This window comes from Chryseobacterium sp. HR92 (genome assembly GCF_045689405.1).
In the GTDB taxonomy this organism is placed as follows: Bacteria; Bacteroidota; Bacteroidia; order Flavobacteriales; family Weeksellaceae; genus Chryseobacterium; species Chryseobacterium viscerum_A.
In genome coordinates this window covers 1,217,547-1,242,617 of sequence record NZ_CP139139.1, presented here as the reverse complement: position 1 = coordinate 1,242,617, position 25,071 = coordinate 1,217,547, and the positions used below count along the sequence as shown (strand labels likewise).

The 25,071-nt window shown below is 36.3% G+C and carries 18 protein-coding genes and 1 pseudogene; 15 read left to right on the top strand and 4 right to left on the bottom strand.

Translation table 11 applies throughout. The features are described 5' to 3' along the window. Positions 1 to 45 precede the first annotated feature (45 nt). The 7 genes and pseudogenes from SFA27_RS05595 to SFA27_RS05565 all read left to right on the top strand — a co-directional run bounded on the left by SFA27_RS05595 (position 46) and on the right by SFA27_RS05565 (position 10,492). Positions 46 to 600 (top strand): putative glycolipid-binding domain-containing protein, encoded by a 555-nt coding sequence (locus tag SFA27_RS05595; protein ID WP_407296917.1) that lies wholly within the window; start codon positions 46 to 48, stop codon positions 598 to 600. Between the two features lie 284 nt (positions 601 to 884). Beyond that, the gene (locus SFA27_RS05590; protein WP_407296915.1) at positions 885 to 2,516 is read left to right on the top strand and encodes a T9SS type A sorting domain-containing protein; all 1,632 of its coding nucleotides are present in this window, start codon (positions 885 to 887) and stop codon (positions 2,514 to 2,516) included. Between the two features lie 5 nt (positions 2,517 to 2,521). Beyond that, positions 2,522 to 5,326 carry a hypothetical protein gene (locus SFA27_RS05585; protein ID WP_407296913.1) on the top strand — a complete coding sequence of 935 codons (2,805 nt, stop codon included), beginning with the start codon at positions 2,522 to 2,524 and terminating at the stop codon, positions 5,324 to 5,326. Positions 5,327 to 5,329: 3 nt separating this feature from the next. Next, a complete protein-coding gene (locus SFA27_RS05580) occupies positions 5,330 to 9,295 on the top strand; it encodes a DUF6443 domain-containing protein (RefSeq protein WP_407296911.1) in 3,966 nt (1,321 codons plus the stop codon). Positions 9,296 to 9,298: 3 nt separating this feature from the next. Continuing rightward, positions 9,299 to 9,550: a hypothetical protein gene (locus tag SFA27_RS05575; RefSeq protein ID WP_407296909.1), complete on the top strand. Its 252-nt coding sequence runs from the start codon at positions 9,299 to 9,301 to the stop codon at positions 9,548 to 9,550. Positions 9,551 to 9,615: 65 nt separating this feature from the next. After that, positions 9,616 to 10,029: pseudogene (locus SFA27_RS05570) on the top strand (hypothetical protein); the annotation flags it as partial. Continuing rightward, positions 10,010 to 10,492, top strand: a complete 483-nt coding sequence (locus SFA27_RS05565; RefSeq protein ID WP_255816372.1) for a hypothetical protein — start codon at positions 10,010 to 10,012, stop codon at positions 10,490 to 10,492. The pseudogene SFA27_RS05570 and the gene SFA27_RS05565, both read left to right, overlap by 20 nt. Before the next feature lie 262 nt (positions 10,493 to 10,754). Here the strand turns inward: SFA27_RS05565 and SFA27_RS05560 are convergent, their stop codons facing one another. Then, entirely contained in the window at positions 10,755 to 11,765 is a 1,011-nt protein-coding gene (locus tag SFA27_RS05560) for an NAD(P)-dependent alcohol dehydrogenase (RefSeq protein ID WP_407296907.1), read from the bottom strand. A gap of 124 nt (positions 11,766 to 11,889) precedes the next feature. On the opposite strand from SFA27_RS05560, the gene SFA27_RS05555 reads away from it, so the two are divergent. From SFA27_RS05555 to SFA27_RS05535, 5 genes are all read left to right on the top strand, one after another. After that, complete coding sequence (locus SFA27_RS05555; protein WP_407296905.1) at positions 11,890 to 12,273, top strand: winged helix-turn-helix transcriptional regulator; 384 nt, start codon at positions 11,890 to 11,892, stop codon at positions 12,271 to 12,273. A gap of 84 nt (positions 12,274 to 12,357) precedes the next feature. Next, the gene (locus SFA27_RS05550; RefSeq protein WP_407296903.1) at positions 12,358 to 13,275 is read left to right on the top strand and encodes an alpha/beta fold hydrolase; all 918 of its coding nucleotides are present in this window, start codon (positions 12,358 to 12,360) and stop codon (positions 13,273 to 13,275) included. A gap of 220 nt (positions 13,276 to 13,495) precedes the next feature. Beyond that, entirely contained in the window at positions 13,496 to 14,293 is a 798-nt protein-coding gene (locus SFA27_RS05545; protein WP_052184840.1) for a hypothetical protein, read from the top strand. Then, complete coding sequence (locus SFA27_RS05540) at positions 14,293 to 16,179, top strand: S8 family serine peptidase (protein WP_407296901.1); 1,887 nt, start codon at positions 14,293 to 14,295, stop codon at positions 16,177 to 16,179. The genes SFA27_RS05545 and SFA27_RS05540 overlap by 1 nt, the downstream gene beginning before the upstream one ends. A gap of 24 nt (positions 16,180 to 16,203) precedes the next feature. After that, the gene (locus SFA27_RS05535) at positions 16,204 to 16,899 is read left to right on the top strand and encodes a hypothetical protein (protein WP_407296899.1); all 696 of its coding nucleotides are present in this window, start codon (positions 16,204 to 16,206) and stop codon (positions 16,897 to 16,899) included. Between the two features lie 105 nt (positions 16,900 to 17,004). Here SFA27_RS05535 and SFA27_RS05530 read toward each other — a convergent pair whose 3' ends face one another. From SFA27_RS05530 to SFA27_RS05520, 3 genes are all read right to left on the bottom strand, one after another. After that, complete coding sequence (locus SFA27_RS05530; RefSeq protein WP_045500033.1) at positions 17,005 to 17,931, bottom strand: malate dehydrogenase; 927 nt, start codon at positions 17,929 to 17,931, stop codon at positions 17,005 to 17,007. A gap of 118 nt (positions 17,932 to 18,049) precedes the next feature. Then, positions 18,050 to 18,601 (bottom strand): biliverdin-producing heme oxygenase, encoded by a 552-nt coding sequence (locus SFA27_RS05525; RefSeq protein WP_407296897.1) that lies wholly within the window; start codon positions 18,599 to 18,601, stop codon positions 18,050 to 18,052. A gap of 21 nt (positions 18,602 to 18,622) precedes the next feature. Then, on the bottom strand, positions 18,623 to 20,821 hold the full coding sequence (locus SFA27_RS05520; protein ID WP_407296895.1) for an ATP-binding protein: 2,199 nt from the start codon (positions 20,819 to 20,821) through the stop codon (positions 18,623 to 18,625). A gap of 379 nt (positions 20,822 to 21,200) precedes the next feature. Between SFA27_RS05520 and SFA27_RS05515 the strand changes: the two genes are divergently transcribed. The 3 genes from SFA27_RS05515 (at position 21,201) to SFA27_RS05505 (ending at position 25,059) form a co-directional block, all read left to right on the top strand. Continuing rightward, positions 21,201 to 22,250 carry a linear amide C-N hydrolase gene (locus tag SFA27_RS05515; protein ID WP_047378673.1) on the top strand — a complete coding sequence of 350 codons (1,050 nt, stop codon included), beginning with the start codon at positions 21,201 to 21,203 and terminating at the stop codon, positions 22,248 to 22,250. Positions 22,251 to 22,441: 191 nt separating this feature from the next. Beyond that, positions 22,442 to 23,608, top strand: coding sequence for a porin (locus SFA27_RS05510; protein ID WP_047378674.1), 1,167 nt, complete (start codon positions 22,442 to 22,444; stop codon positions 23,606 to 23,608). 20 nt (positions 23,609 to 23,628) lie between these two features. Next, positions 23,629 to 25,059: an anion permease gene (locus SFA27_RS05505; RefSeq protein ID WP_407296891.1), complete on the top strand. Its 1,431-nt coding sequence runs from the start codon at positions 23,629 to 23,631 to the stop codon at positions 25,057 to 25,059. The last annotated feature ends 12 nt before the right edge of the window (positions 25,060 to 25,071 follow it).

The window sequence follows — 25,071 nt, the reverse complement described above, 5'->3', positions numbered from 1 at the left end:
CAACTTTCTATTAGATAATACTACACTAAGTAAAAACAATATTATATGAAAACATTAATCTGGCAAGGAGTTCTTTATCAATCTCTGGAATATTTTAACGAGCAGACCAAAGATGAAAACTATATAATAGTAGAATCAAAAATTATAGGCTGTTATGAAGATAAAATTTATGCCGTAGACTATAGTATCCTCATTGACAAAAACTGGATCGTTCAGAATTTTCTGATCAAATCTGAGATTAATAAGGTTAAAACAACATTAGAAGGAAAAAGGAATCAAAATCAATGGGAATTCAACAATGTTATCAATCCTGAATTCAATGATATTAAGTTTATCGATATTTCTTTGACTCCATTCACCAACACACTCCCGATCAATAATTTACAACTCAAAGAGAACACTCCCAAAAAAATCGATGTGATTTATATTGATGTACTCAACCAGCATATCAGACCTGTTCAGCAACAATATACAAAGACAGCATCCAATAAATACCTGTATGAAAATATCGAAAACGATTTTAAAGCAGAGATTTCAGTAGATAATGCAGGGCTGGTCATCAGCTATCCCAAATTGTTTGAAAAAATTGCAGAACTCTGAAAAACTGTTCAATAAAAATTTAATTGGAAGACACTTTATTAAGTGTCTTTTTTATTTAAATAATCATAACTTATTTTTCATTATAAGAAAATACGACATGTTCTGTCGTTGCACGTAGATAATTTTGTATGAGAATAAGATGAATTCAATGCAGTATAAAGTAGATTTAATTATAAATAGTATGATTTACTACAGACTACAATAAATTGATTTTCATGTCTTAAAAAGTGTTAAATTCGCGAAGTTTTAAGAAACTAATTACTAACTCAGAAAACAACATTGGAATGAAAAAATTCTATATCTGTGCATTTACCTTATGCACGGTCCTGGGTATATCTGCCCAGGAAGTGGTGTGGCAGAAAGATATCAAATCCTCTACCCAGGATTTTCTTAGCCAGGTCACCACAACTATTGATCAGCAATATCTTATCACGGGAAGTTCTATACAATCGAGAAGCGGGAAGCTGGAGGCTGGAAGTAAACAAAACAACGGTTATGATTTTCATCTTGTAAAACTGAATCAGCAGGGAGAAGAAGCCTGGGAGAAATACTTCTCTGGATCAAATCATGATTATTTATCAGCAACAGTAACCACACAAGATGGTGGATTTTTATTAGCCGGAACCTCTTATTCAGGAAAGGGATTGGATAAAAAAGAGGACTCGAAGGGCGGGTCAGATATCTGGCTGATCCGTATCAATGAATTTGGTGATGAACTATGGCAGAAAACTTTAGGAAGCTCTTCAGACGAAGAAGCAAGAGCTGTGATCCAAACTACAGATTTAGGATTCTTTGTTGCAGGGAATGTTCAAAACTCTTCAAAAGGTTATGGTTCCAAAGACGTCTTAATTACCAGAATTGATAAAAACGGAAAAGAACTCTCCCAACTAATCTTAGGCGGAAAAGGCTTAGACGAAGTAGAAAAAATGATTCCAACGAAAGATGGAGGAGCGTTATTGGGAATTTATTCCAGAAGTTCCGAGGTTCGGGTTTCGGGATCTGAAAAGGGTTCTGAGATGCGAGGTGCGGGTTCTGTGTCAAACGTTCAAAACTCGAATCCCATATCCCGAAACTCGAAACAAAGCGACAATTTCGGTGAAGGTGACTACTGGATTGTCAAGTTGGACAAAAACGGAAAAGTAGAATGGGAAAAGAATTTTGGAGGGAAAGGTGATGATCATATAAGAACTCTTGCTTTAACTTCAAATGGTTTCATCATTGGTGGAGAATCCAGATCAGAAAGATCAGGAAATAAAACTGTAGGCATTGAAGAAGGAACAGATCTTTGGTTGATTTCTTTGAATGAAAGAGGAGAAGAGCAGTGGCAGAAATCCTACAATTTCAAAAACAGAGATGTATTGATGGGAATGAGTGTGATTCATTCCGCAGATGATAAATCATCCAAAGGCATTCTATTAGGAGGTTATACTCAGGCAGAAGGAAGAATTCAAACGGATGATGAAACGTTCTGGATGCTGTATTTGGATCAGAATGGTAATGAACAATGGAGAAAGCATGTGAAAGGAGAATCCAGACAAAAAGAAGAAAGGCTTTCTGACTTAAAACTGAACAAAGACGGTTCTATTGTTCTGGCAGGAACCAGCGCAGAAGAACTGGGTAAAGAAAACTGGAAAATTGTAAAACTGGGAGATAAACAGGTTGATCAGTTAATTGAAAAATATGATATCAAGATCTATCCAAACCCTGTTTCAGATTATGCTTATGTAGAAATCGGCTTTGATTTTAAAGATGCTGATATTCTTTTGTATGATATGAGCGGAAGACAGCTTCAGAGTATAAAAACTAAGAACAGAGTGACTAAGATTAATACCCAGGCTTTGGTTCAGGGGGCTTATCTTGTAACGATAAAAACTGATAACAATAAAACAGCGAATGCTAAAATAATTAAGAAATAAAATACATGAGAAAAAAATATAAGCTCATAATACTCCTGCTAACGTTTTGTTCAGGGCTATTATTTTCGCAGGGAGCAACAAGTGAAACTTTTACTTCAGCACCTTCTGCGGCATCAATGTCTAGTTTCATCAATGCTCCTATATCATTATCCACAGGGGTTCCGGATATTAATATTCCTTTCTTTGCATTAGCTACCCATAACCCACAGATAGGGATTAATGTAGGAATATCTTACCACCCCGGCAATGCAGGTAAAACAAGCAAGGCATCGGATGTAGGATTGGGATGGTCTTTATATGGAACAAGCTGTTTAATTTATAGAGCCGTAAACCAATACAACAGTATACCGACTGATATTTATTATTATTCTTTTTTGGGATTCAATGGTAAATTTTTACTAAAAACCAATTCCACAGGACAAAAAAAAATCACAAATATCACTCATACCAATCTGAATATTACCTATAATCAGACGGAAGATACTTTTAATGTTGTTGATCCATCAGGAAATACCTATTTTTTTGATAAAAAAGATCAGAATATTTCTAGAAAAAGTAATAATTCTACGGCATACATTTCAGCTTATTATCTTACTAAAATAAAGGATGTTTATCAGAATGAGCCCCTACTTTTCACCTACATTGAGGATAGTTATGTACCTAACGATCAGACCCTCACTATGAAAAGTTTGAAAATCAGCAAAGTAACTTCACCAGATTTTGGCTCCATTGAATTCAGCTATAATTTTAATGAAGCTCTCAGAAAAAAGCTGGCCGACCCTTATCAGTTGCACACTGTAGCCTTGAAAAACAAAGCCGGAAAAGTGATTCAGAAATATACCCTGCAAAGTGACGATAGCGGATTTACCTATACTGAACCTTTATTATCCTCATGTACAGCAGAAGCAGTACCTGATGGTTTCTATGACAGAAGAATGCTTCGTTCAATTCAGAAATATGGAACCTCTACACAATTTGAAAAAACAAGTTTTGAATATAATAACAGTCCTTTTACAGGAAGCAACTGGACTGAGTTTAAGTGTCATTGCCTTAATGGACCAGACGGTCCAAAGTTTTTAAACATTGGACTTCTCAGCACTATAAAATATCCAACAGGTGGGCAAACCCGGTACGAATTTGAACCCAATCAGTACGAATTCAAAAAGACTAATATATTAGATCCCTGGACTATTTCTGGTGATGCGTATATACGTCCTTACGAATTCGTGGATCAGGACGCCCAAGTACTGGAAACTGTAGGTACTTTTAATTTTGATACCCATTTTACAAATACTTATACTTTTAATATTCCGACAAATCCGGATGACTCCGAGGGAGGAAGCTATCTTATGTATTGTGTAGACGTCACCGCTTACTATACCGATTCTCCTGTATGGGATCCAGGTTTGACTCCTTCTGTTGATATCGAGCTAACCTCATCAGTATTAGGTAATGATGGTAATATGAAATTTATGCCGGGAGCCAATACCTTCAAAGTACTGGGAACAGGTGGTGGAGGTACTGTTACCATCAAAAGAATCAGATACAAATCTATTCCCCTTCCCAACTATACCACAGGAAATGGAGTCAGAATAAAAAAAATAGAATTTCTTGAAAATGGGATTCCTGTAGATTCAGAAACCCGTTATTATTCTTATCAGCAGTTTGATGATAATAGTAAAACAAGTGGCTATTTGGGCCCACTCAAAGACGCACCTGTTGTTTATAAAAATGTGAAAGAAACCATTGGTCAGAATAAAGGATATGCAAAATATTATTTTGGAACTTTGAAAGATCGTCCTGAAAATCAATCCCCGGAAGGAGGATTAACAAATCCAGTTTCTCATTACAATATCCTTGTCAATGGTCTTCTGGATAAAAAAGAAGTCTTTGATGCCAGCAATACTATGGTAGCAAAAGAAGAAAACATCTATGAATTAACTCCAACAGGATTCTCATATTCTCTTGATGATAATTTTGATTCAGGTGTTCAGGTAAAAAACTCTATTGTGACGAAGCAGACGAATACCACTGCTTCTTTTGTAGGGCAGGATGCTATTTCTTCAACCATAGAATCCACACGAGAAACCACAGATCTTAATATTACAGGCAAAAAGACCATTACTCCTGAAGGTGATATTCTGGAAGAAAATTATACATATCCTAATCCAGCTGCTATGCGCTTATTTGGTGCAGGAATCAGAGATAGGGTTATTACTACTGAATCCAAAAAAAATGGAGCTACCCTTTCTAAAACAGAAACCCGATATGATGATACCACTCATCTATACCCAACTTCCGTCATAGGATTTTTGCCTGATGATCTTACCCAGTCCTTTAAAAATGCGGTGAATGATATTTATGATGACAAAGGTAATCTTGTTCAGTACAGAGCATTTCCAAATACTGCAGATGCTTCTACAGGAGGAATTCCAACTACCGTCATCTGGGGATACAACAAAACCATGCCGATTGCTAAAATAGAAGGTGCAAAACTATCAGATATTCCGGCAGCACTTGTTACATCCATTGTCAATGCCTCTAACGAAGACGCAGATGCTGTTCCAGCCAATGAAGCAGCAAAAGAAACAGCATTAATCAATGCTTTGAATACCTTCAGAAAAGATACTGCTCTTAAAAATTTCGTGATTACAGCCTATACCTATAATCCAATGATTGGAATGACTACTATTATTTCTCCAGCCGGAATGATGGCAAAATATGAATATGACTCTTTTGGTAGACTTCAGAAAGTCATCAATAGTGAAGGAATTACGGTGAAAGAATATCAATACAATAGAAAAAACTAAACGATGAAAAACAATATAAGTATAATTCATAAAGGAAGGCTGAAGTTGAAAAAATATTTTTCAGTTTTTGCTTTTACTCTTTCTCTGTCTGCTTTTGCACAGACTACGACAGAAAACTACGTCTACAGCAAAGAAAGACTTTCTGAAGATGGAAGTAAAAAATCAGAAACTATACAATATTATGACGGCTTGGGGAGACCTAAGCAGGCCATTCAGGTAAAATTTACCCCACTGGGACAGGATCTTGTAGTACCTATTACCTATGATCAGTTAGGACGACAAACCAGAAGCATTTTACCAGTTCCTGTGCCTACTTCTAACCTCAGCATACAGAGTGTTTCTGAAGCTACAGCCAATGCTTATTACGGAGTACCCAATGCCTATTCCGAACAGAAACTGGAAGCATCTCCTTTGGCAAGAGTATTGGAAACTGCAAGCCCAGGAAGTGAATGGGCAATGAACTCCGGACATACCGTAAAAGCATCCTATGAAATCAACAAAAGCTCAGATAAGGTAAAAAAGTTCTCGTTTACCAATTCATGGGTCAGCACTATTGCAATTTCTTCTGTTCCTACCGTTTCTTTTTACAATGAAAAAGTACTGATAAAAACCTCGGGAACTGATGAAGATGGTAATAAAACCATTGAATTTACTAACGGACTGGGACAAACTATCCTGGTAAGAAAAGTCATTAGTGCTACTGAAAATGCAGATACCTATTATCTTTACAACGATTATGGTCATCTTGTCTACGTTATTTCTCCGAAAGCAGACGCTCAGATTACCCCCAATAACAATATCATCACCCAACAGGTTCTGAATGATCTCTGCTATCAGTATAAATATGATAACAGGGGCAGACTGGCAGAAAAGAAAGTTCCCGGAAAAGGATGGGAATACATGGTGTATAATAAAGCTGATCGGCTTATTCTAACTCAGGATACGCTCCTTAAAGAAAAAGGACAATGGCTTTTTACCAAATATGACCAATTGGGAAGAGTTGTGTACACAGGAATCACCAATAATGCTTCCAGCAGGGCATCAATGCAAAACAGTGCCAATGCCAATGCTAATTTATATGAAACCAGAACTGCTACAGCGGGACTGACCATAAACGGCATGCCTGTATATTATACTAACGTTTCGACTTCTACCGGTGTTACCCAGGTCTTAAGTATTAATTACTATGACACCTATCCGCAATACAGTTTTAATCCTGCATTTCCATCAGCAATTTTCGGAAAACCAGTTTTAAAAGATGATCTTTCCGGAAATGTAAATACGAAAGCAATGCCTGTCATGAGCCTGGTAAAAAATATAGAGGATGATAACTGGACTAAAAATTATAATTATTACGATACAAAAGGAAGACCCGTCGGAGGATATTCAATCAATCATTTAGGAGGCTATACCAAAACAGAATCTGAACTTGATTTTTCGGGAGTACCACTTCAGGTAAAAACTTATCACAAAAGACTCAATACTGATACAGAGAGAGTGATTACTGAAAATTTCACCTATGATAACCAAAACAGACTGCTGACCCACACCCATCAGGTAGACAGCAACACTCCTGAAATTCTGACCCAGAATAAGTATAATGAGCTTTCCCAGCTCCAGTCTAAAAAAGTAGGTGGAACTTCCGCAGCATCTCCACTTCAGACGGTAGATTACACTTATAATATAAAAGGATGGCTTACCAGAGTCAATGATCCTAAAAATCTGAACGGAAGACTTTTTGGTTATGAATTGAAATATCAAAATCCTGATAATACTTCCTATACAAAATTCAACGGTAATGTTTCTGAGACAGACTGGAAAACATCTGTAGATAATGTTCTGAAAAGATATATTTATGCTTACGATCAATTAAACAGGCTTACAGCAGGATATTACCAGGAGCCTACAACTTCTGTTCCTGTTAATCATTTTTACAATGAAGAAATAGCATATGATCCTAACGGAAATATTACCCGCCTTCAGAGAAATATGAAAGGAAGTAATAATTCATCAGAATACATAGACAATATTTATTATACCTATTCAGGAAACAGACTTACTTCAGCTTCCGATATCACACAGAATTTTAATGGTTATCCAACAGGAGGAAATCAGATTGGCTATGATAATAACGGAAATATGATTAACCAATTGGATAAAGGAATTTCTTCCATCCAATATAATTATTTAAATCTAACTAAGCAGATTACACAAAACTCTAAAGTCATTAACTATTATTACAGGGCAGATGGAGTTAAAATTAAGAAATCTGGACCAGCAGAATCAAACACAGATTATCTTGATGGGTTTCAATATACGGAAGGAAGCATAAAATTTGTTCAGACTTCAGAAGGATATTTCAATTTTGAAAATAATAAGTATATTTACAATTATACAGACCATCTGGGAAACATAAGATTAAGTTACTATAAAAATGAAACCGGAATAGAGATCCTTGAAGAAAGTAATTATTATCCATTTGGTTTAAAACATGGAATATCTAACCCTTCTGTAGGAAATCCAAGCTATAAATACAAATATAATGGTAAGGAATTACAGGAGACCGGGATGTATGATTATGGAGCAAGAATGTACATGCCGGATTTAGGAAGATGGGGAGTTACTGACCCATTGGCTGAAGCATCCAGAAGTTTTACACCTTATCATTATGGAAACAACAACCCGATAATGTTTATAGACCCGGATGGAAGAATTACGGAGTCTTTTATTAAGGGAATGCTGTCTGCTCCTTCAGGCACAACATGGTACAATACGGGGATGGGTTTTACCAATGATCAGGGAGGTTCTATGGACTATGATGGAAACAGGATTACCTGGGGAATAGACTACACACGTATGCTTATGCAGAGTGTTGGTCTTTCTCATGGTGGTGAAGGTGGCGGTGGTGAAATGCTAATCCATATTCCGGAAGTTATTATTACCGGAAGGAAGGGTAAAGGCTTTGCAGAAGGTTCATACAATAGCTTCATGATGGAAGTTAAAGCAGACAATGCAAGATTGGCATGGAACTTAAGCCAAAGCAGATCTTTACTGTATGATGCCATAGAAAATACCAAAGTAGGCCAGTCCGTATCTGCAGCTGAAAACTTCCTGTTTTTAGAATTACCTGCTTCTATGGTAGGTGGAGAGCTTTTAGCCGCTGGATGGAAAGCAGCCGGAATGAGCAGGCTTATCTGTCGTCCTGCAGCAAGGCTTACCAATGGGCTTATTAAACTTTGCTTTACGGAAGGTACCTTAGTAGCGGTAGAAAAAGGCAGCAAAAAGATTGAGGATATTAAAGAAGGAGATCTTGTCTGGAGCTATAATGAAAAAACAGGTCAGAAAGAGCTGAAAAAAGTAGTAGAACTATCCCGCAATACTTCTTCCTCATTAGTAAAGATCTCTGTAAGCGGAACAGAAATTATCTGCACACCGGAACACCCTTTCTATGTAAACGGAAACTGGGTAGAAGCTAAAGACCTCGTAAAAGGAATGGCCCTTACTACTTTAGATGGGAAAACTTCTACCATAGAATCAATTAAATTCTTGGATGAAAAAGTAAAAGTCTATAACTTTGAAGTAGAAGGCAACCATAATTATTATGTTTCTGAGAAAGGGATTTTGGTGCATAATGATTGTGGACTTCCTCAATTACTTTCCAGAGTAGAAGGTAATATGATTGGTGGAGAATTTAAATATGCTAGTGGGGAAATAATAGATTTTTTAGGATATCATAATGCTAAAGGAAGTACATTAGAAATAACAGAAATGGCTTTTTACCCTAGAGGTGCTATTAAAAACGAAATGGCTAATCAATTTGGAAATAGGCAAATGATTCAAAGTCTTAAAGTACTCCAAAACTATGCAAGGGAAAATGGATTTACACATTTAAGACTTCAATTTGAGAGAGCAGCTAACAGTTCAGCAAAGAATCCTGGTCATATATTCGATCAACTTTTTAAATTATAAAATATGAATAATACAGAGTTATTGGAAAAATATAAAGATTACACAATCACTAATATTGAAGATTTAATATTAAAAATGAAATTAGAAGATAATTTATCTATGATGCAATCAACAATGTTATTAGTTTTAAAATTTAAATTAAAAATTACTGAAGCTGATAATTATGTATTAAATTCTAAAGCTTGGTCTGATCATAAAGAGTCAGTAGAAAAACTTCGGGATAATATTTTTGATAAACTAAAAAATCAACATTAAATAAAAAAGAAGTCGACTCAATGAAATGAGACGGCTTCTTTCTTTTTGAAGTTCACAAATTTAAAGTAGAAGGCAACCATAATTATTATGTTTCTGAAAGAGGGATTTTGGTGCATAATGATTGCCACTTTACAAATGAACTTTTGGGTTATGTTGGAAAATATGCTCAGGTTTTTGATGGTAGTGTAAATATGGGGTGGCTAACTGGTGACATAATGGAAGTACAGGTTAATGGTATTGTAAGGGCTAATAGCGCGCCGAAAAATGCAGTATTTAAAGCATTAACAGAAGGAGCTGAAAGCATGGCAAGAAAATATGGTATGAGTGAAGTAAGAATACAATTTAATATGGTAATGAATCAAAACCTCAAACATAATTCCCTTTGGGCAAGAGAGTATGGTTATTTTTTTAGTAGAGAGGGTGATACCGTTTTTGGGAAAAAGTTTTACATTAATAATTATGAATATAAAAGAATTTAAAGACAAAGCGATCGAGATTAGTCTTAAATGTGTAGATAAAGCACCAGAGGACTGGCTTACTTTTAATGATCAAATAAATACTCAATTATTAGATGATAGCTATGAATCCAAATTTGTTTCATTAGAAAAAAATGAATTACCTATTTTAGATTGCAGCCTAAATAATTCATATTTATTAGTTACAACTGAAAGGGTTATTTCGATAATAGATGATAATTATGACGAGGTCTACTCTAAAGATTTTGAAGGATTATGTAATGATTATGAAAAATTTAATTATAAAAAAGAGAATAATCAGCATCCTAAAACTAATTTTATATGTATTGAAAAGACCAATAAATCAAAGTTATTAGCGATAATAGATTCTTATTATCCCGCTTTTTTTTCTAAAATGTTAATCTGTAATGTATTATTGTATAAGAAAGAAGGAAGATGGTTTTTAAATCCGAGTAGGAATTTATAAATAGAAATATTTAAATAAGCAATAAACAAAGAGATTGACCAACAATCAGTCTCTTTTGTTATTTAAAAGTAAAAGTCCATAACTTTGAAATAGAAAGCAACAATAATTATTATGTTCTGGGAAAGTAACTTTAGTATATAATAATCGTGAATGGACAGGTCCCGCTGGCGCGAGCGTCCTCGCTCGTGTCCATGAATAAAAACAAAACCACTGCAAAAGCAGTGGTTTTTTATTAATATCAACACCCCTCATCCAAAATAAACTAATACTTTATCACAATTTTTCCCGTTGCTCCTTTTTCAAGATGAGAAAAAGCAGATTTTGCATCTTCAAATGGATATATATGATCAATGACAGGATGTATCTGATGTGTTCTCAAAGCTTCATTCATATGGGTAAACATTTCTTTGGAACCTACTTCTATTCCCTGCAGTCTGATTTGTCTGGACATAATTTTTACGGTATTCAGTTCGGCGCTTAATCCACCCATTAAGCCAATAACTGAGATGGTTCCGTCGAGGGCAATTACATTCATGGATCGATTGATATGACTGCCTCCAACCACTTCTACAATATGGTCTACTCCTCTTCCACTGGTAATATCCATAACATTTTTTTCCCACTCAGGAATTTGACGGTAATTGATAAGGTGGTTAATTCCCATCTTTTTACCCAATGCCAGTTTTTCATCACTGCTTGATAATAAAATCACATCAGCACCAGCCATCAAAGCAAATTGAGCTGAAAACAAAGAAACTCCGCCTGTTCCCTGGATGAGAACTGTACTCCCCGGTTTAATATCTCCTTTTTCAATGATGCCATGCCATGCTGTCAATCCAGCACAAGGTAAAGTTGCAGCTTCCTCATCACTTAAAAAATCAGGAACTTTAATGACTTCATTTTGGTCAAATACAGCATACTCCTGCAGCAGCCCATCTGTTTTTGCACCGCCAAGAGAACCACCTAGCTTTTCATCAGTCAATTTTCCATCTATCCATTTGGGTAAAAATAATCCGGCAATGCGGTCATTTACATCTAAATTTGTGACTGCACTTCCCTTTTCTACAATGATACCCACTCCATCAGAAACCGGCACCCTTCCTACCGGAGGTTTCCATGAAGAATAGCCTGTTACCACCATCAGATCTCTGTAGTTAAGGGAATTGGCTTTCATTTTCACTAATACTTCATTCGGTAAAAGTTCCGGATAAGATCTGTTCACCAGCTCAAGAGAAGATATACTGAACTCTTTACTTACCTGATATGCTTTCATTTTGCTTATTTTAGAATTGTTAAACTATAGAGTAAAAAACGTAATTTTATGAAACAAATGTATGCTGAAAAAGTCAAGGAGAATATACTACAGTCCATTGTGAGTTACTAATAAATAAATGAGTATGAGAAAAAAGAAGCTGAGTTCCACCAATACAATAAATGAGCATTATCTGGATGACAGATGTACCTTGAATAAAGTATTAAAGATTATTGGCAAACGATGGGTAGCAGAAGTTTTATTACTGATTACCCATGACGTCTCCCGATTCTCTCAATTGAAGGAAACATTGACTGGGATTTCAGATAATGTATTATCTTCGGTACTCAATGAATTGGTTAAATCAAATCTGATCACCAAGAAAATATTCAATGAGGTTCCTTTAAAAGTTGAATATCACATTACACCCAGCGGCTCAGAACTCACAAAGGTGATGCACCAGCTCTGCAGCTGGGGAAAACAAAATATTCCCTATGAAGTTAGAATTCTTCCGGGATCTATGAAATAGTAACCAACATTAAGAATTAATAAGCAAAAGGAAGCTAATTTTTCATCCAGGTAATAAACACCCTTTTACAGTTGTTATAATGATATGAAAACAATTGCCCTCCTACTCTTTTTCTTTGTTTCCCTGACTACAATTTCAGCTCAGAATCGCACATCTGGAAGCTTTTATGAAACCTCAGATCATGTAAAGATCAAGTATAAAATCTCCGGAAAAGGAGAAGCATGCATTTATATTCCAGGTGGTCCCGGACAGGGTTATCCATCTTTTGAATTGATGGGTGGAAACAGTCTGGAAAAAAACATGCAGATGGTTTATATGGATCAGCGGGGATCGGGTGCATCCGGTACTTCTAAAAATTATCATCTTGACAAAATGGTTCAGGATATTGAAGAACTGAGACAGCATCTCAAATTAAAAAGGGTTTTCCTGCTGGCTCACTCCTTTGGCGGAATCATTGCAGTCAGTTATGCAAAAAAATATCCCCAGCATACCAAAGGACTCATTCTTGCCAATGTTACCCTTCATTTTCTGAATGATGAATCTCTCAAAGAACAGATTGAATATGGAAACAGTCTTTTACAGACAAAAAACAGAGCGGTTCCTAAAGACAACCTTTCTTCAGAACTTTCAAAAATAAGCAGTGCACTAAGAAAAAAAAGAATCGGATATAAATTCCTGACCGAAGATATCGAAACCATAAAACAGACGGATAAAATAGACTCTCTTCATCCCCGTATCATCGACTTCGGAATGGCCGTCATTTCAAAACCTAAAGATTTTCCGGAATATTATGCTGATTATGCTCCCATCACAAAAGATATTCATGTTCCTGTCCTTATCATTACGGGAAAAAAGGATAAAGCAGTGGGAACCCAGCATTATAAAACCTTCAGATTTCCCAATCAGAAAGTAGTTTCCATTGATGGCGGACATCTTTTGTATTATGAGAAAAATAATGAATTTGTGAGTGCTGTTGAAAATTTTGTGCGCAAAATAAAATAGGAATCACTAAAAAATTACATCCTGAGATTTTTATATAAGTTAAATAAAACCGTCGTATTCCAATACATACAACGTAAATATATCATTCATAACCTTTTAAAAGATTAATAATTTGATTTAGCTTATTGTAGATATAGTAACATGATTCACAAATCAAAAAAATAATCACATCCCGTTGATATATTTAGTATATTTATCACGAAACAAAAACTAATTAAACATGAAAAAAACAATCACTCTGGCAGCTATTGTCATAGCAGCTTTTTCTAATGCACAAACATGGAACCTGACAGGAAATACCGGTACTGATCCCGCTGTCAATTTCTTAGGTACCTCAGACGCAAAAGATCTGATCATAAAAACAGGTAATAAAGAAAGAATACAGATCAATTCTTTGGGAAACATCGGAATGGGAACAGCTCCTGACCCTAAACTGACCCTTAATCTTTTAGGAAATGCTACATTTGTAGCCAGTGACCCTACATTAGATGGGTACCATTTTTTCAGTGCCGGTCAGAATAATATTAAAGACAGCGACTTAATGTGGCTAAGTTATAATAACCATCAGACTAATGATGTTGGTATTTTAACCTTATCGGCACCACCCACTCCGGGAAACTGGTCACAGCCCGTTTTTTCTGTGAGAGCTAATGGCAAAGTTTTAATTGGGGTGAACTGGAACAATCTTGCACAAACAGGATGCGCAGACTGTAACAATTATAAACTATTTGTCCGCCAGGGGATAAAAACAGAAAAAGTAAAAGTTGAAGTCGCTGCTGAAAACGGTTGGGCAGATTATGTTTTTGAGGACAATTATAAACTTATGGACCTGAAGACACTGGAAAATTATATTAAAGAAAATAAACATCTTCCAGAAGTTCCCACTACCGCAGAAGCAATTAAAGAAGGTATTGAACTGAAAGAAATGAATATTCTTTTATTAAAAAAAATAGAAGAACTTACCCTTCACGTTATTGATCTTAACAAGAAAATAGAAACCCTGCAAAATTCAAAATAATGAAAACAAAAAGTTACTTTTTGGGATTTTTATTTTTGAATACATTTTGTTTTTCACAACAAACCAGGTTTTTATATTATGTAGAATTTAAAGATCCTTCCAATAAGCCCCAGCCGGTTATTGGAGAAAACAGACAATTAAAAACTTTATCTTTTAACAACCAGAAATTAGAAGTTGTACAGTATGAAGAAGCTTTTTCTGATTTTTCTTCTCAAAAGTTAAAGAATACATCATTAATAGAATTTAAAACCGAAAGAGATTATAATAATTTTATAGCCACTCATCAAACAGGCATTGTAAAATCTGAGAAAATAGATATCCGTAATGAAGAGATTTCATTACTTAAACCGGGTACAGAAAATAAAATCTTCCCACAGTTTAAAACCATTTCTCCCCTTGTATATAACTATACTCCGAATGACTATTATTTGATACCTGAAGATATCTCACATACTCATCTGGATCTGATCAATGCCCGGGAAGCATGGGATTATTCCAAAGGTGACGGGGTCATAGTGGGAATTTCAGACACCGGATTTAGATTAACACACAAAGAGTTTGAAAACAAAATCTCAACACTCCCCGGACAAACCGTAGGCAATGAAGTCCATGGAAATGTTGTTGCAGGTCTGGCAGGTTCCAATACGGATAATAATTTTGGAATATCTTCTATAGGTTTTAATAATAAATTACTAGTAACCAGTCAGATGGGTTATGGCAGCTGGAACACACTGAAACAACTGTCTCAAAACGGAGCCCGAATTATCAGTATGAGCTGGTTGTCAACATGCAGCTTTTCGCAGACAGAGCAGGATGCTGTAAACGAAATATATAATAACGGAACAATTCTCGTTGCAGCAGCCGGAAATGGAAGCTGTGGAAGTACATATGCCCAGGTATTTCCGGCATCGTACAAAAATGTCATTGCTGTGAGTGGTGTAGGCCACCTTAATGATCTCAATTCTGCCAACACAACCAATGTTAAGGATATTCATTATTTTAACTATGCAACTCAGGTAAACGGCACTCAAAATAACGAAGACGTTGATGTTGTAGCCCCTTCTTATGAAATGTTTGGACTGCCCTATCCTGAATGTGATGAATGTCTAGGAAAGGTATGGACCGGAACTTCCCTTGCAGCTCCATTAGTTTCAGGTACTTTGTCTTTATTATTTTCATCCAATAGCTGCTTATCACCTGCAGAAGCTGAAACAATTATAAAACTGACTTCTGCTAATATTGATCATCTTCCTCCTAATCAAACTTTTGCCGGACTGTTAGGAGCAGGCAGATTAGATGCAGGAAAGGCCAATAAGATGGCATGGCAAATGAATCCTCAAAATGGCGGAGAAATTATCATTGAAAACAAAAAATTTTATCGCTGGAATTTTGAGCTTCTTAATGCTCCTGAATTCATTAAGATCCAAAATGAAAGTTTCACACAAAATGCTAATGTTAATTTTAAGGCAAAAAAGGGGATTACTTTGGATGCTGGTACTTATTTAGAACCCGGAACAGGAAAAAGTCATTTTCTGCATGTAGAAAATACAAATACCTGCTTTACATTCTCCCCCGTATCCAAATCTGCCAGTGATAAAGCCTTAAAGAAAAATAATGAAACTTCAAAAATATCTCCATCTGTAAATAATGATATCAATGTTTATCCTATCCCAGCTAAGGACATTTTATTCATTAAAACAGATAAAGAATTTAAAAAGGGGATTATTAAAATTTTAGACCTGAATCAAAGACAGATTCTTCAAACGAATGTTATGTCCTCGAATAATCCGATTTCCGTAGATATTTCATCGTTAGTGAAAGGAGTTTATTTTATTGATATTACCCTTGATAACTCCCATTACAATAAAAAAATTGTGAAGGAGTAAAAGTAGGTAAGTATAATAATCTTTATGATAAAGATTGTTTCTGGGGCGGCCTTTGGCCACCCCAGAAACTACTTTAATCACCCAACAAGAAAATTATGGTTTCCCGTAATCATAAAACTTCAAGAATTTTTAGTTTTGAACAGCCCTAAACCAATAAGAATGAAGTTACAATTTAATTTAATCCTATCTGCAGCCACACTCATCACTTTGAGTTGCAACGATGGAAAAAAAGTAGAAAAAGCAGAAAATAAAACAACTCTAAATCAAACAAAGATTGAATCCAATTTAGAAAAGTTAAAAACAGAAGCTTCAAGGCTCAGAGGCGGAGGTTCTGTGAAAAATATTGAATTGACAGATGGTAAAGCTACCATTACCTATGTAAAAAACTATTCTGAATATAAAGAATTAAATCCACAATCTAATGTCACAGAAAATGATTTAAAAGAATATTGGTCAAGTGGAAATGCTATTCAGAAAACCTTAGTAGAAGGTTCTGTAAAACTCATGAAAAATCTTGATTTTATCAACGAAGTAGAGATTACGATTCCATTTGAAAATAAGCTTTATAACATTGATGTTAAAAAAGAAGAATTAGAAAAATTTATAGGAAAAGATTTCTCAGAAATAACAAATACCTGGACAGAGAGTTTTATTGATCCATATGTTTATAATAAAAAAGGAAGACAAGAATTTTATAATAAATTCAATAATAAAAAATAGGCTTTCCCCCGGAATTAAAATTTTTCAAAAAAACAAACCAGGCTGTTTCAAATTGAAACAGCCTGGTTTTATCTATTTTAAATCCTGCTTAAAGCAGATCAATCATTAGAATTTAAGATCTCCATTCACCTCTCTCACTGCATTAGCAGCTTCAGCGAATTTCAATTGCTCTTCAGCAGTAAGCGTTACGTTTACAATTGATTCTACTCCGTTTGCTCCGATGATAGCTGGAACACCTAAGCAGATATCGTTTTGTCCGTATTCTCCTTCAAGCATTAAAGAACAAGGGATCATTTTCTTTTGGTCACATGCAATTGCCTGAACCATTACAGAAACTGCTGCACCTGGAGCATACCAAGCTGAAGTTCCTAATAATTTTGTAAGAGTAGCTCCTCCTACTTTAGTTTCTTCAATCACATATTTTTGTTGATCTTCACTTAAGAATTCAGTTACAGGAACTCCATTTCTTGTAGCTTTGCTCAATAATGGAAGCATACCTGTATCACTGTGAGCAGCAATTACCATCCCGTCTACATCAGAAATTGGAGCTTCTAACGCTTCAGCCAATCTGTATTTGAATCTTGCAGAGTCTAATGCACCACCCATTCCGATGATTTTGTGCTTAGGAAGACCTGAAGTTTTGTGAACAAGGTAAGCCATAGTATCCATTGGGTTAGAAACCACGATAATGATTACTTCCGGAGAATGTTTTACTAAGTTTTCAGTAACTTCTTTCACGATACCAGCGTTGATACCGATCAATTCTTCTCTTGTCATTCCAGGTTTTCTAGGAATCCCTGAAGTGATTACTGCTACATGAGAACCTGCAGTTTTGCTGTAATCTCCTGTTGTACCCGTAATTTTTGTATCAAATCCGTTAAGAGATGCTGTCTGCATCAAATCCATTGCTTTTCCTTCAGCAAACCCTTCTTTAATGTCTACCAAAACTACTTCTGAACAGAAGTTCTTCATTGCGATGTATTCCGCACAGCTTGCTCCTACAGCGCCTGCACCTACTACAGTTACTTTCATATTGTTACTTTTTAAAAATTATTTTTTGTTAGTTAAGTTTAAATTTGAAACTCCCCAAATTTAACAATTCCTGAAAAAATGCGCAATTTTTCAGGAATTTAATTAGAATTAAAATAAATTAGTTGACGTTCAGTAAAAACGTGTACAGCTTTTTCGCACCGGAAAGCACTTCATGATAGTTTTCCTCAGCTACTTCCGTATCAAGAACTTCCTTGAAATTTTTCCACATAGGGCCTGTATTTTCCTGATAACATCCGAAAAAATTGAAAGTAACCTCATCAAATCCTTCCGTTTTAGAAAGCTGCTTGGCAATTACGTTCCCACCAAGCGTAGAACCTTCAATCACATACATTGCTCCAAGCGCCTCATGTTCATTGCTGAATTCCAGATTGTGGGAAGCGGACTGATTTTCCAGAGAAAGACTTTTCAGATCCTTTTCAATAAGGGAAAGTTTTTTTCTTGCCTCAAGCTGAAGTTTTTCTGCATACTTGTCAGAAAGGCTGCTGAAGATTTTGTCTTCACTGTGAAGAAGCATCAGGTAATTGGTATGGATGATTTTTTTATAATCCTCTAAGGTGAAAGTTTTGTTAAAAATCTTTTCAGAATTAAAAAGTTTCTCTGCCGCATCGTGATAATCTGCCGTATTCTGTTTAAGATATTCTGATACCATAAATAACGTTTTAAAAGTTTCTCAAATATAAGGCTTTTTGAACGTTAAAATAAATGAGGTTCCTTCACTGCTGCTTTCATAATCCACATTTCCTCCTATTCTTTTCATAATACGGTATACAATAGACAGCCCTACTCCGTTTCCTTTAAATTGCTTGGCATTATCCATCCTGTTGAAGATTTTAAACATCTTATGCTTCTCCTCTTCAGGAATACCAATACCATTGTCTGAAACCCTGTAAATAATAGTCTGCCCATCTTCTGTGCCTTCAATTTCCACCTTCGGAAAATCTTTGTGGGAAGAATATTTCACAGCATTATTGATAATATTAAGAAATACCTGATGAAGCATCGTTTTATCAGCCAGTACATCCGGGCATTCCTTAATGATAATTTCACTGTTCGGACTCCCATAAGTCATCTTGGCATTTTGAGATATTTTCTCAATAGTATGAGCCGTTTTAAGGCTTTCAAGCTGAACTTCACTGTGCTTGGCACGGCTAAGCTGTAATACGTCCTGCATCATTTCAGCCATATTATCAATCTCCTCGATAATTGTATTGATCTTCGTTTTGCTTTTTCCGGTATCTTCAGCAAGATTTCCCAGAAGCATCTGGGCATTCAGCTTCATCACTGTCAATGGAGTTCCTAAATCATGAGAAATGGTATAAGAAAAACTGTCAAGCTCTTCATTCACTTTCTTAAGCTCATCATTAAGCCTTTTGATAGCAATATAATTTTTGTGAGAGGTTTCTAAAATCAAATCCCTTACAGCCTGTACAGCATTTATGTTTCTGGAATTCCATCTTTTAGAACTCCCTTTGATATTTTCTGTAAAAATATGGAAGGAAGTTCTCGGCGATATCATTTGCCTTTCCTCTCCGTTTTGAGAAAATACACCAATCTTTTTCTCCGGATTTCCAGCCCAGTTGATATGTTCATCAAACTCTTTCCGGAACCAGAGCAGCATTTCATTCTTATCCCTTTCAATAAAATAAATAATAATACCTGCAGCATTTTTAGGCAGATCCAGTTCTTCACCGTAATCTTTAAGAAAGCTTCGGCTCACATAAATTCTCTCATTGGTATTCTCCAACGCCCATTGTACAATTCTATTGACAGTTTCCGGATTGGGAGTACTGCCGTCTGTTATGATGCTTTCATCTGAAACAATAGCAAGCCCGTCTGCCTCAGGTAGGTTTCTGATGTCTGTTTTACACTCAATAAGAGAATCAAACAGGTTATTATGTTTTAAAAACTCCGTTTTAAGCTGAGACACTTTCTCATTCAGCTCCAAACGGTAGTTCAGTTCGCTCTTGGACTTGAAAGATGAATATGCATTAGCAGCCAGAGCAGTGAAAATTCCGGCCTGTACTCTGTCCTCAAGGTCAATATGCTTAGGTTCTACATTCTGGCAGGTTACCAATCCCCAAAGGTGATCATCAATAATAATCGAAATACTGAAGCTTGAAGCGACTCCAGAATTTTTAAGATACTGCCCGTGAATAGGCGACATTCCTCTTGATGCAGAGAAAGTAAGATCGATATTTTCCGGACTTTTGCTTAAAATAGGAACCGTATCCGCATATACATTGCTGAAGATTCTTTTTCTTTTTTTCAGATAAAGCTCACGTGCCTGTTTGGGAATATCAGATTCCGGATAATGAAGTCCCAGAAAGCTTTCCATATTCTCATTTTTCTTTTCGGCAATTACTTTTCCTGAACCATCCATCATGAATTTATAAACCATCATCCGGTCATAGTTCACCACCTTCGACAGGGTTTCCAGAAGATGATTCCAGAGTTCTTTTTCATTATCAATGATGTAAAAATTATCATATTTATTGGAAATCCTTTTGTCAGGATTGATCAGCACTTCTTCAAATTCCAGGAAAATATAAGGTCCACTCTTGAAAACAGAAAAGTGGTATTCTTTTTCACCAATGAAAATCTTGTCAAAATAAGTTTCGTTTTTACGTCTGGTAAACCTTTCCAGTGAAGTATATATTTCCGAATTGATAATACTCTGGAAACTTTCCGGAAAGTCCGTAAGCTTCCTGTCGAAAAGTTTTTCCGGACTTTCAATTGTAAATATATCCGAGATATTCCTGCTAAAAAAAGTAATGGTACGGGACTCCGCATCAATGCCAATCAAATAACCAAAACTTTGTATAGAACCCGGAATATGGATAGGTTCTTCATGGCATTCTATAAAATTCATATATCTCTTCAGTCTATCTATCAAATATAGCGTTTTTTAGAACAGCTTTCTATTTTGTGGTATCTAATTTCAATGTTCTTTACCTTATAATTTAAAAGTATATCCCTATGAAAACCAAAGTAAAAAGACATTACACTATTCTTCATTTTTACCTCATTTTTATGAGATATCTCTAGAATATACAAAAAAAAATCCAATAATCAGGTTTTTCACTCTTTAACTATGATTCATAACATGAATTACACATTATTATCCTTAATAATTATTTTATTTAAACAAATTTATCTAAATTTATATCACCAACTAATGAATATGATTAAAATTAATTGAATTATTCACAATAAATTCAATACAAAATTTAAATTCAAATAATACTATTATGAAAAAGTTCCCATTAATTTTATTTTCTCTGGTCCTCGCTGTAGGATTATGGAATCCATCAGAAGCATGTACAAGAGTAGTTTACAAAGGACCCCAAAACACTGTCATTACAGCCCGTTCTATGGACTGGCGTGACGAAATCCCTGCCAATCTGTGGGTTTTCCCAAAAGGAATAGACCGCAACGGGCAGACAGGCTCTAAATCTGTAAAATGGACTTCCAAATACGGAAGCCTCATCAGCTCTTCATGGGATATTGCTTCAGCAGACGGAATGAACGAAAAAGGACTGGTTGCCAACCTGCTTTGGTTAGGAGAATCCCAATACCCGAAGTTTGATGGAAAAGGAAGTAAAAAGGGACTTGCTATATCATTATGGGCACAATATTATCTCGATAATTTTGCCACAGTAAAAGAAGCTGTAGAGTTTTCACGCAAAGAACCTTTCGTTATTGTAAGTGATTATATTCCGGGAACAGAAAGATTTACAACAATCCACCTTTCCATTTCTGATGCTTCCGGAGACAATGCCGTATTTGAGTATATTGACGGTAAACTGGTCATTCATCATGATCCGTCTTACACCGTAATGACCAATTCGCCTGTTTTTGAAGAACAGCTGGCCCTTAACAATTACTGGAAAGGAATTCCGGGAACAGTTATGCTTCCGGGAACCAACCGTGCTGCAGACCGCTTTGTAAGAGCTTCTTACTATGTAAATGCAATTCCGCAAACAGCCGATACCCGTACAGCTGTGGCCAGTGTTTTCAGTGTGATCAGAAACTGCTCTGTCCCTTATGGAATCACTTCAGCAACGGAACCTAACATTTCGTCCACAAGATGGCGTTCTGTCTCAGATCAGAAAAATCTGGTGTATTATTTTGAAACGGTTTTCACACCAAATACTTTCTGGGTAGATCTTAAAGATTTCGACCTGAGCCCTAAGGGAAAAGTGATGAAACTAGACCTGAGTAATAATAACACTTACAACGGCAAATCCAATGCAGATTTTAAAGAATCCGCACCGTTTACATTCTTAGGATTAAAATAAATATTTCACCACAAAACATTTACACTTAAGTAAAATAATCTGCTCTTGCAGACGAAAAGACCTAAGTATGCCACACTATGATTCCATGTGTTACCATTCCCTCCTCTGGAGGGGTGGCAAATCAAAGATTTGACGGGGTGGTTAAGCAGTAGTGGTAAAATAAAGTTTACAATAAAAAAACAAAAATAGATATGGCCTTTTTTTCGATTAAAAAGAAAAGCCTGATCCTGTGCATGCTGGCCTGTGGGTTATCAGCTTATGCACAAAATCAGGATTCTCTGAAGACCACACCTCCTCCACAGGAAGAAGACAATGTAAAATATCCGCAGCTGCAGATCAAAGGCCTTTTTCAGGCACGTTATCTGGTAGGAATGTCCAGGGATGTTGATGTCAACGGACTTCATCATACCGATGGTTCCGGAACGGATAATAATTTCATGCTCAAATACATGAGGGTTCAGGTACGGGCACAGATCAGCAAACGTACAGAAGTTGTTGTTTTGGCCAACCTTGCCGATTTTAAAAATGACCCTAAAAGCAGAGTTCTTGAAAATGCTTATCTGAAGTACACCTTCAATCCCAAATTAGCAATTACCGTAGGACAATTCAGACCTTGGTTTGGTATTGAAGAAACGTACCCTATTGATATTATTAAATCTTTAGACTGGTCTAATCAGTATACTGAATTCGGAAAACTGGGCTGGACGAGTTTCCAGATCGGAATGTCTGCTACAGGACAGCTTCAGTTGGGAGAAATTCCTTTCCAATATGCTGTTTCGGTAGTGAACGGAAATGGGAAAAACCAGATCAACGATAATGATAACGGAAAGCAGTATTCTACCCGGCTTGTTTTCGGATTATCCAAAAAATACAATTTCAATGTGGGTCTGAACGGAGGTATCGGAGAAGTTTTCAGTAAAAAAGTATACGCACTGGGAGTAGATCTAAGCTCATTGATTCAATTTGATCCAAAATGGAGTCTTGATATGCAGCTGGAAGCCAAGCAAGCCACCAACCATGTTCTGTACAACTCCATTGCCCCTGAACTGAGACCTGATAATCCTGATCAATATCTGATCCGTGGCGCTTATTTTCTTCCGAATCTAAGATATGAAATCAATCACAAAAATCTCAGTGCTTTTGAACTATCATGTCGTTACGAATATCTTGATACCAATTTCAGAATGGCTTCCAACCCAAGACAAACGATCACTCCTATGTTCGGATTGGAATTCCTGAAAAATTACGGAGCAAGAATTCAGCTGGGGGTTCAGTTTGACCGCTACAAATATCAGGTGGAAAACACATCACAATACAATAACAATCTATTCATTGTACAAGTACAGAGTAGGTTTTAACCGATTAAATAGTTAGTATCATGAAAGAAATTAATATCAAAAACGTAGCGATTACATTTGTTGTTGCGTTGATCATATGGTTCATTCCTGCTCCGAAGGGTGTTGCTGAGAATGCCTGGCATCTGTTCGCCATCTTTGCGGCAACCATCTTAGGGATCATTCTTAAAGCAGCACCAATGGGTACAATGTGTATGATGGCCATTGGTTTTACAGCCCTTACACAGGTGGTAGCCCCGGGAGACGCAGGAAAATCTATTACCAAAGCTCTTTCCGGTTTTGGAGACAAAGTAATCTGGCTGATCGGGATTTCATTCTTTATTGCCAGAGGATTTATTAAAACAGGACTTGGAAACCGTATTGCCTTTCTATTCATCAGAGTTTTTGGTAAAAGCTCTTTGGGATTAGCTTACGGATTAGGACTTGCCGATGTCTGTCTTGCTCCAGCTATTCCGAGTAATACCGCGAGAGGAGGTGGAATTATCTACCCTATCATGAAATCTATGGCCATCAGCTTTGATTCCGTTCCAGAAAAACCGGAAACCCATAGAAAATTAGGATCATTTCTAACATTGAACAGTTATTATATGAACCTCATCGCTTCTTCTATGTTCCTTACGGGGACAGCCAGTAACCCGATGTGTCAGAAATTTGCAGCCAACCTTGGTATTGATATTACCTGGATGTCTTGGGCTGCCGCAGGTTTCATTCCCGGTGCAGTAGCATTCTTTGTGGTTCCTTTGGTATTGTATAAGTTATACCCGCCTGAACTGAAAAAAACAGGTGATGCTCCCAAAATGGCAGCTCAGAAATTAAAAGAAATGGGGCCTATTTCCAGAAACGAATGGCTGATGCTGCTTGCATTCTTCATTCTGTTAGCTCTTTGGATATTTGGAGGGGCATTTTCTATTGATGCTACCACTACGGCATTCATCGGATTAACATTATTGCTTTTAACTTCGGTATTAACCTGGGAGGATGTAAAAGGTGAAAAAGGAGCATGGGATACCATCGTTTGGTTTGCTGTATTGGTAATGATGGCAAGTTCTTTGAATGAACTGGGCTTCATTGGATGGTTCAGCAACCTTATCAAAATACAGATTGGAGGTTTGAGCTGGCAGGTAGCTTTCCCGGTTATCATCATAGTTTATTTCTTCAGCCATTATATTTTCGCAAGTGCTACCGCTCACGTAGCTGCTATGTATGCTGCATTACTTGGTGTAGGGGTTTCTTTAGGCATTCCTCCTATGTTATTGGCGATGATGCTAGGTTTCATGGGTTCAATTTACGGAGTACTTACTCATTATGGTCACGGTCCGGCTCCGGTATTCTTCGGAAGTGGATATGTTGACCTGAAAGCCTGGTGGGTAAGAGGTCTAGAAATAGGAATCGTTCTGTTGATCATTTATATGGTTGTAGGAGGATTGTGGATGAAAGTCTTAGGATATTATTAATTTTTAAATCAA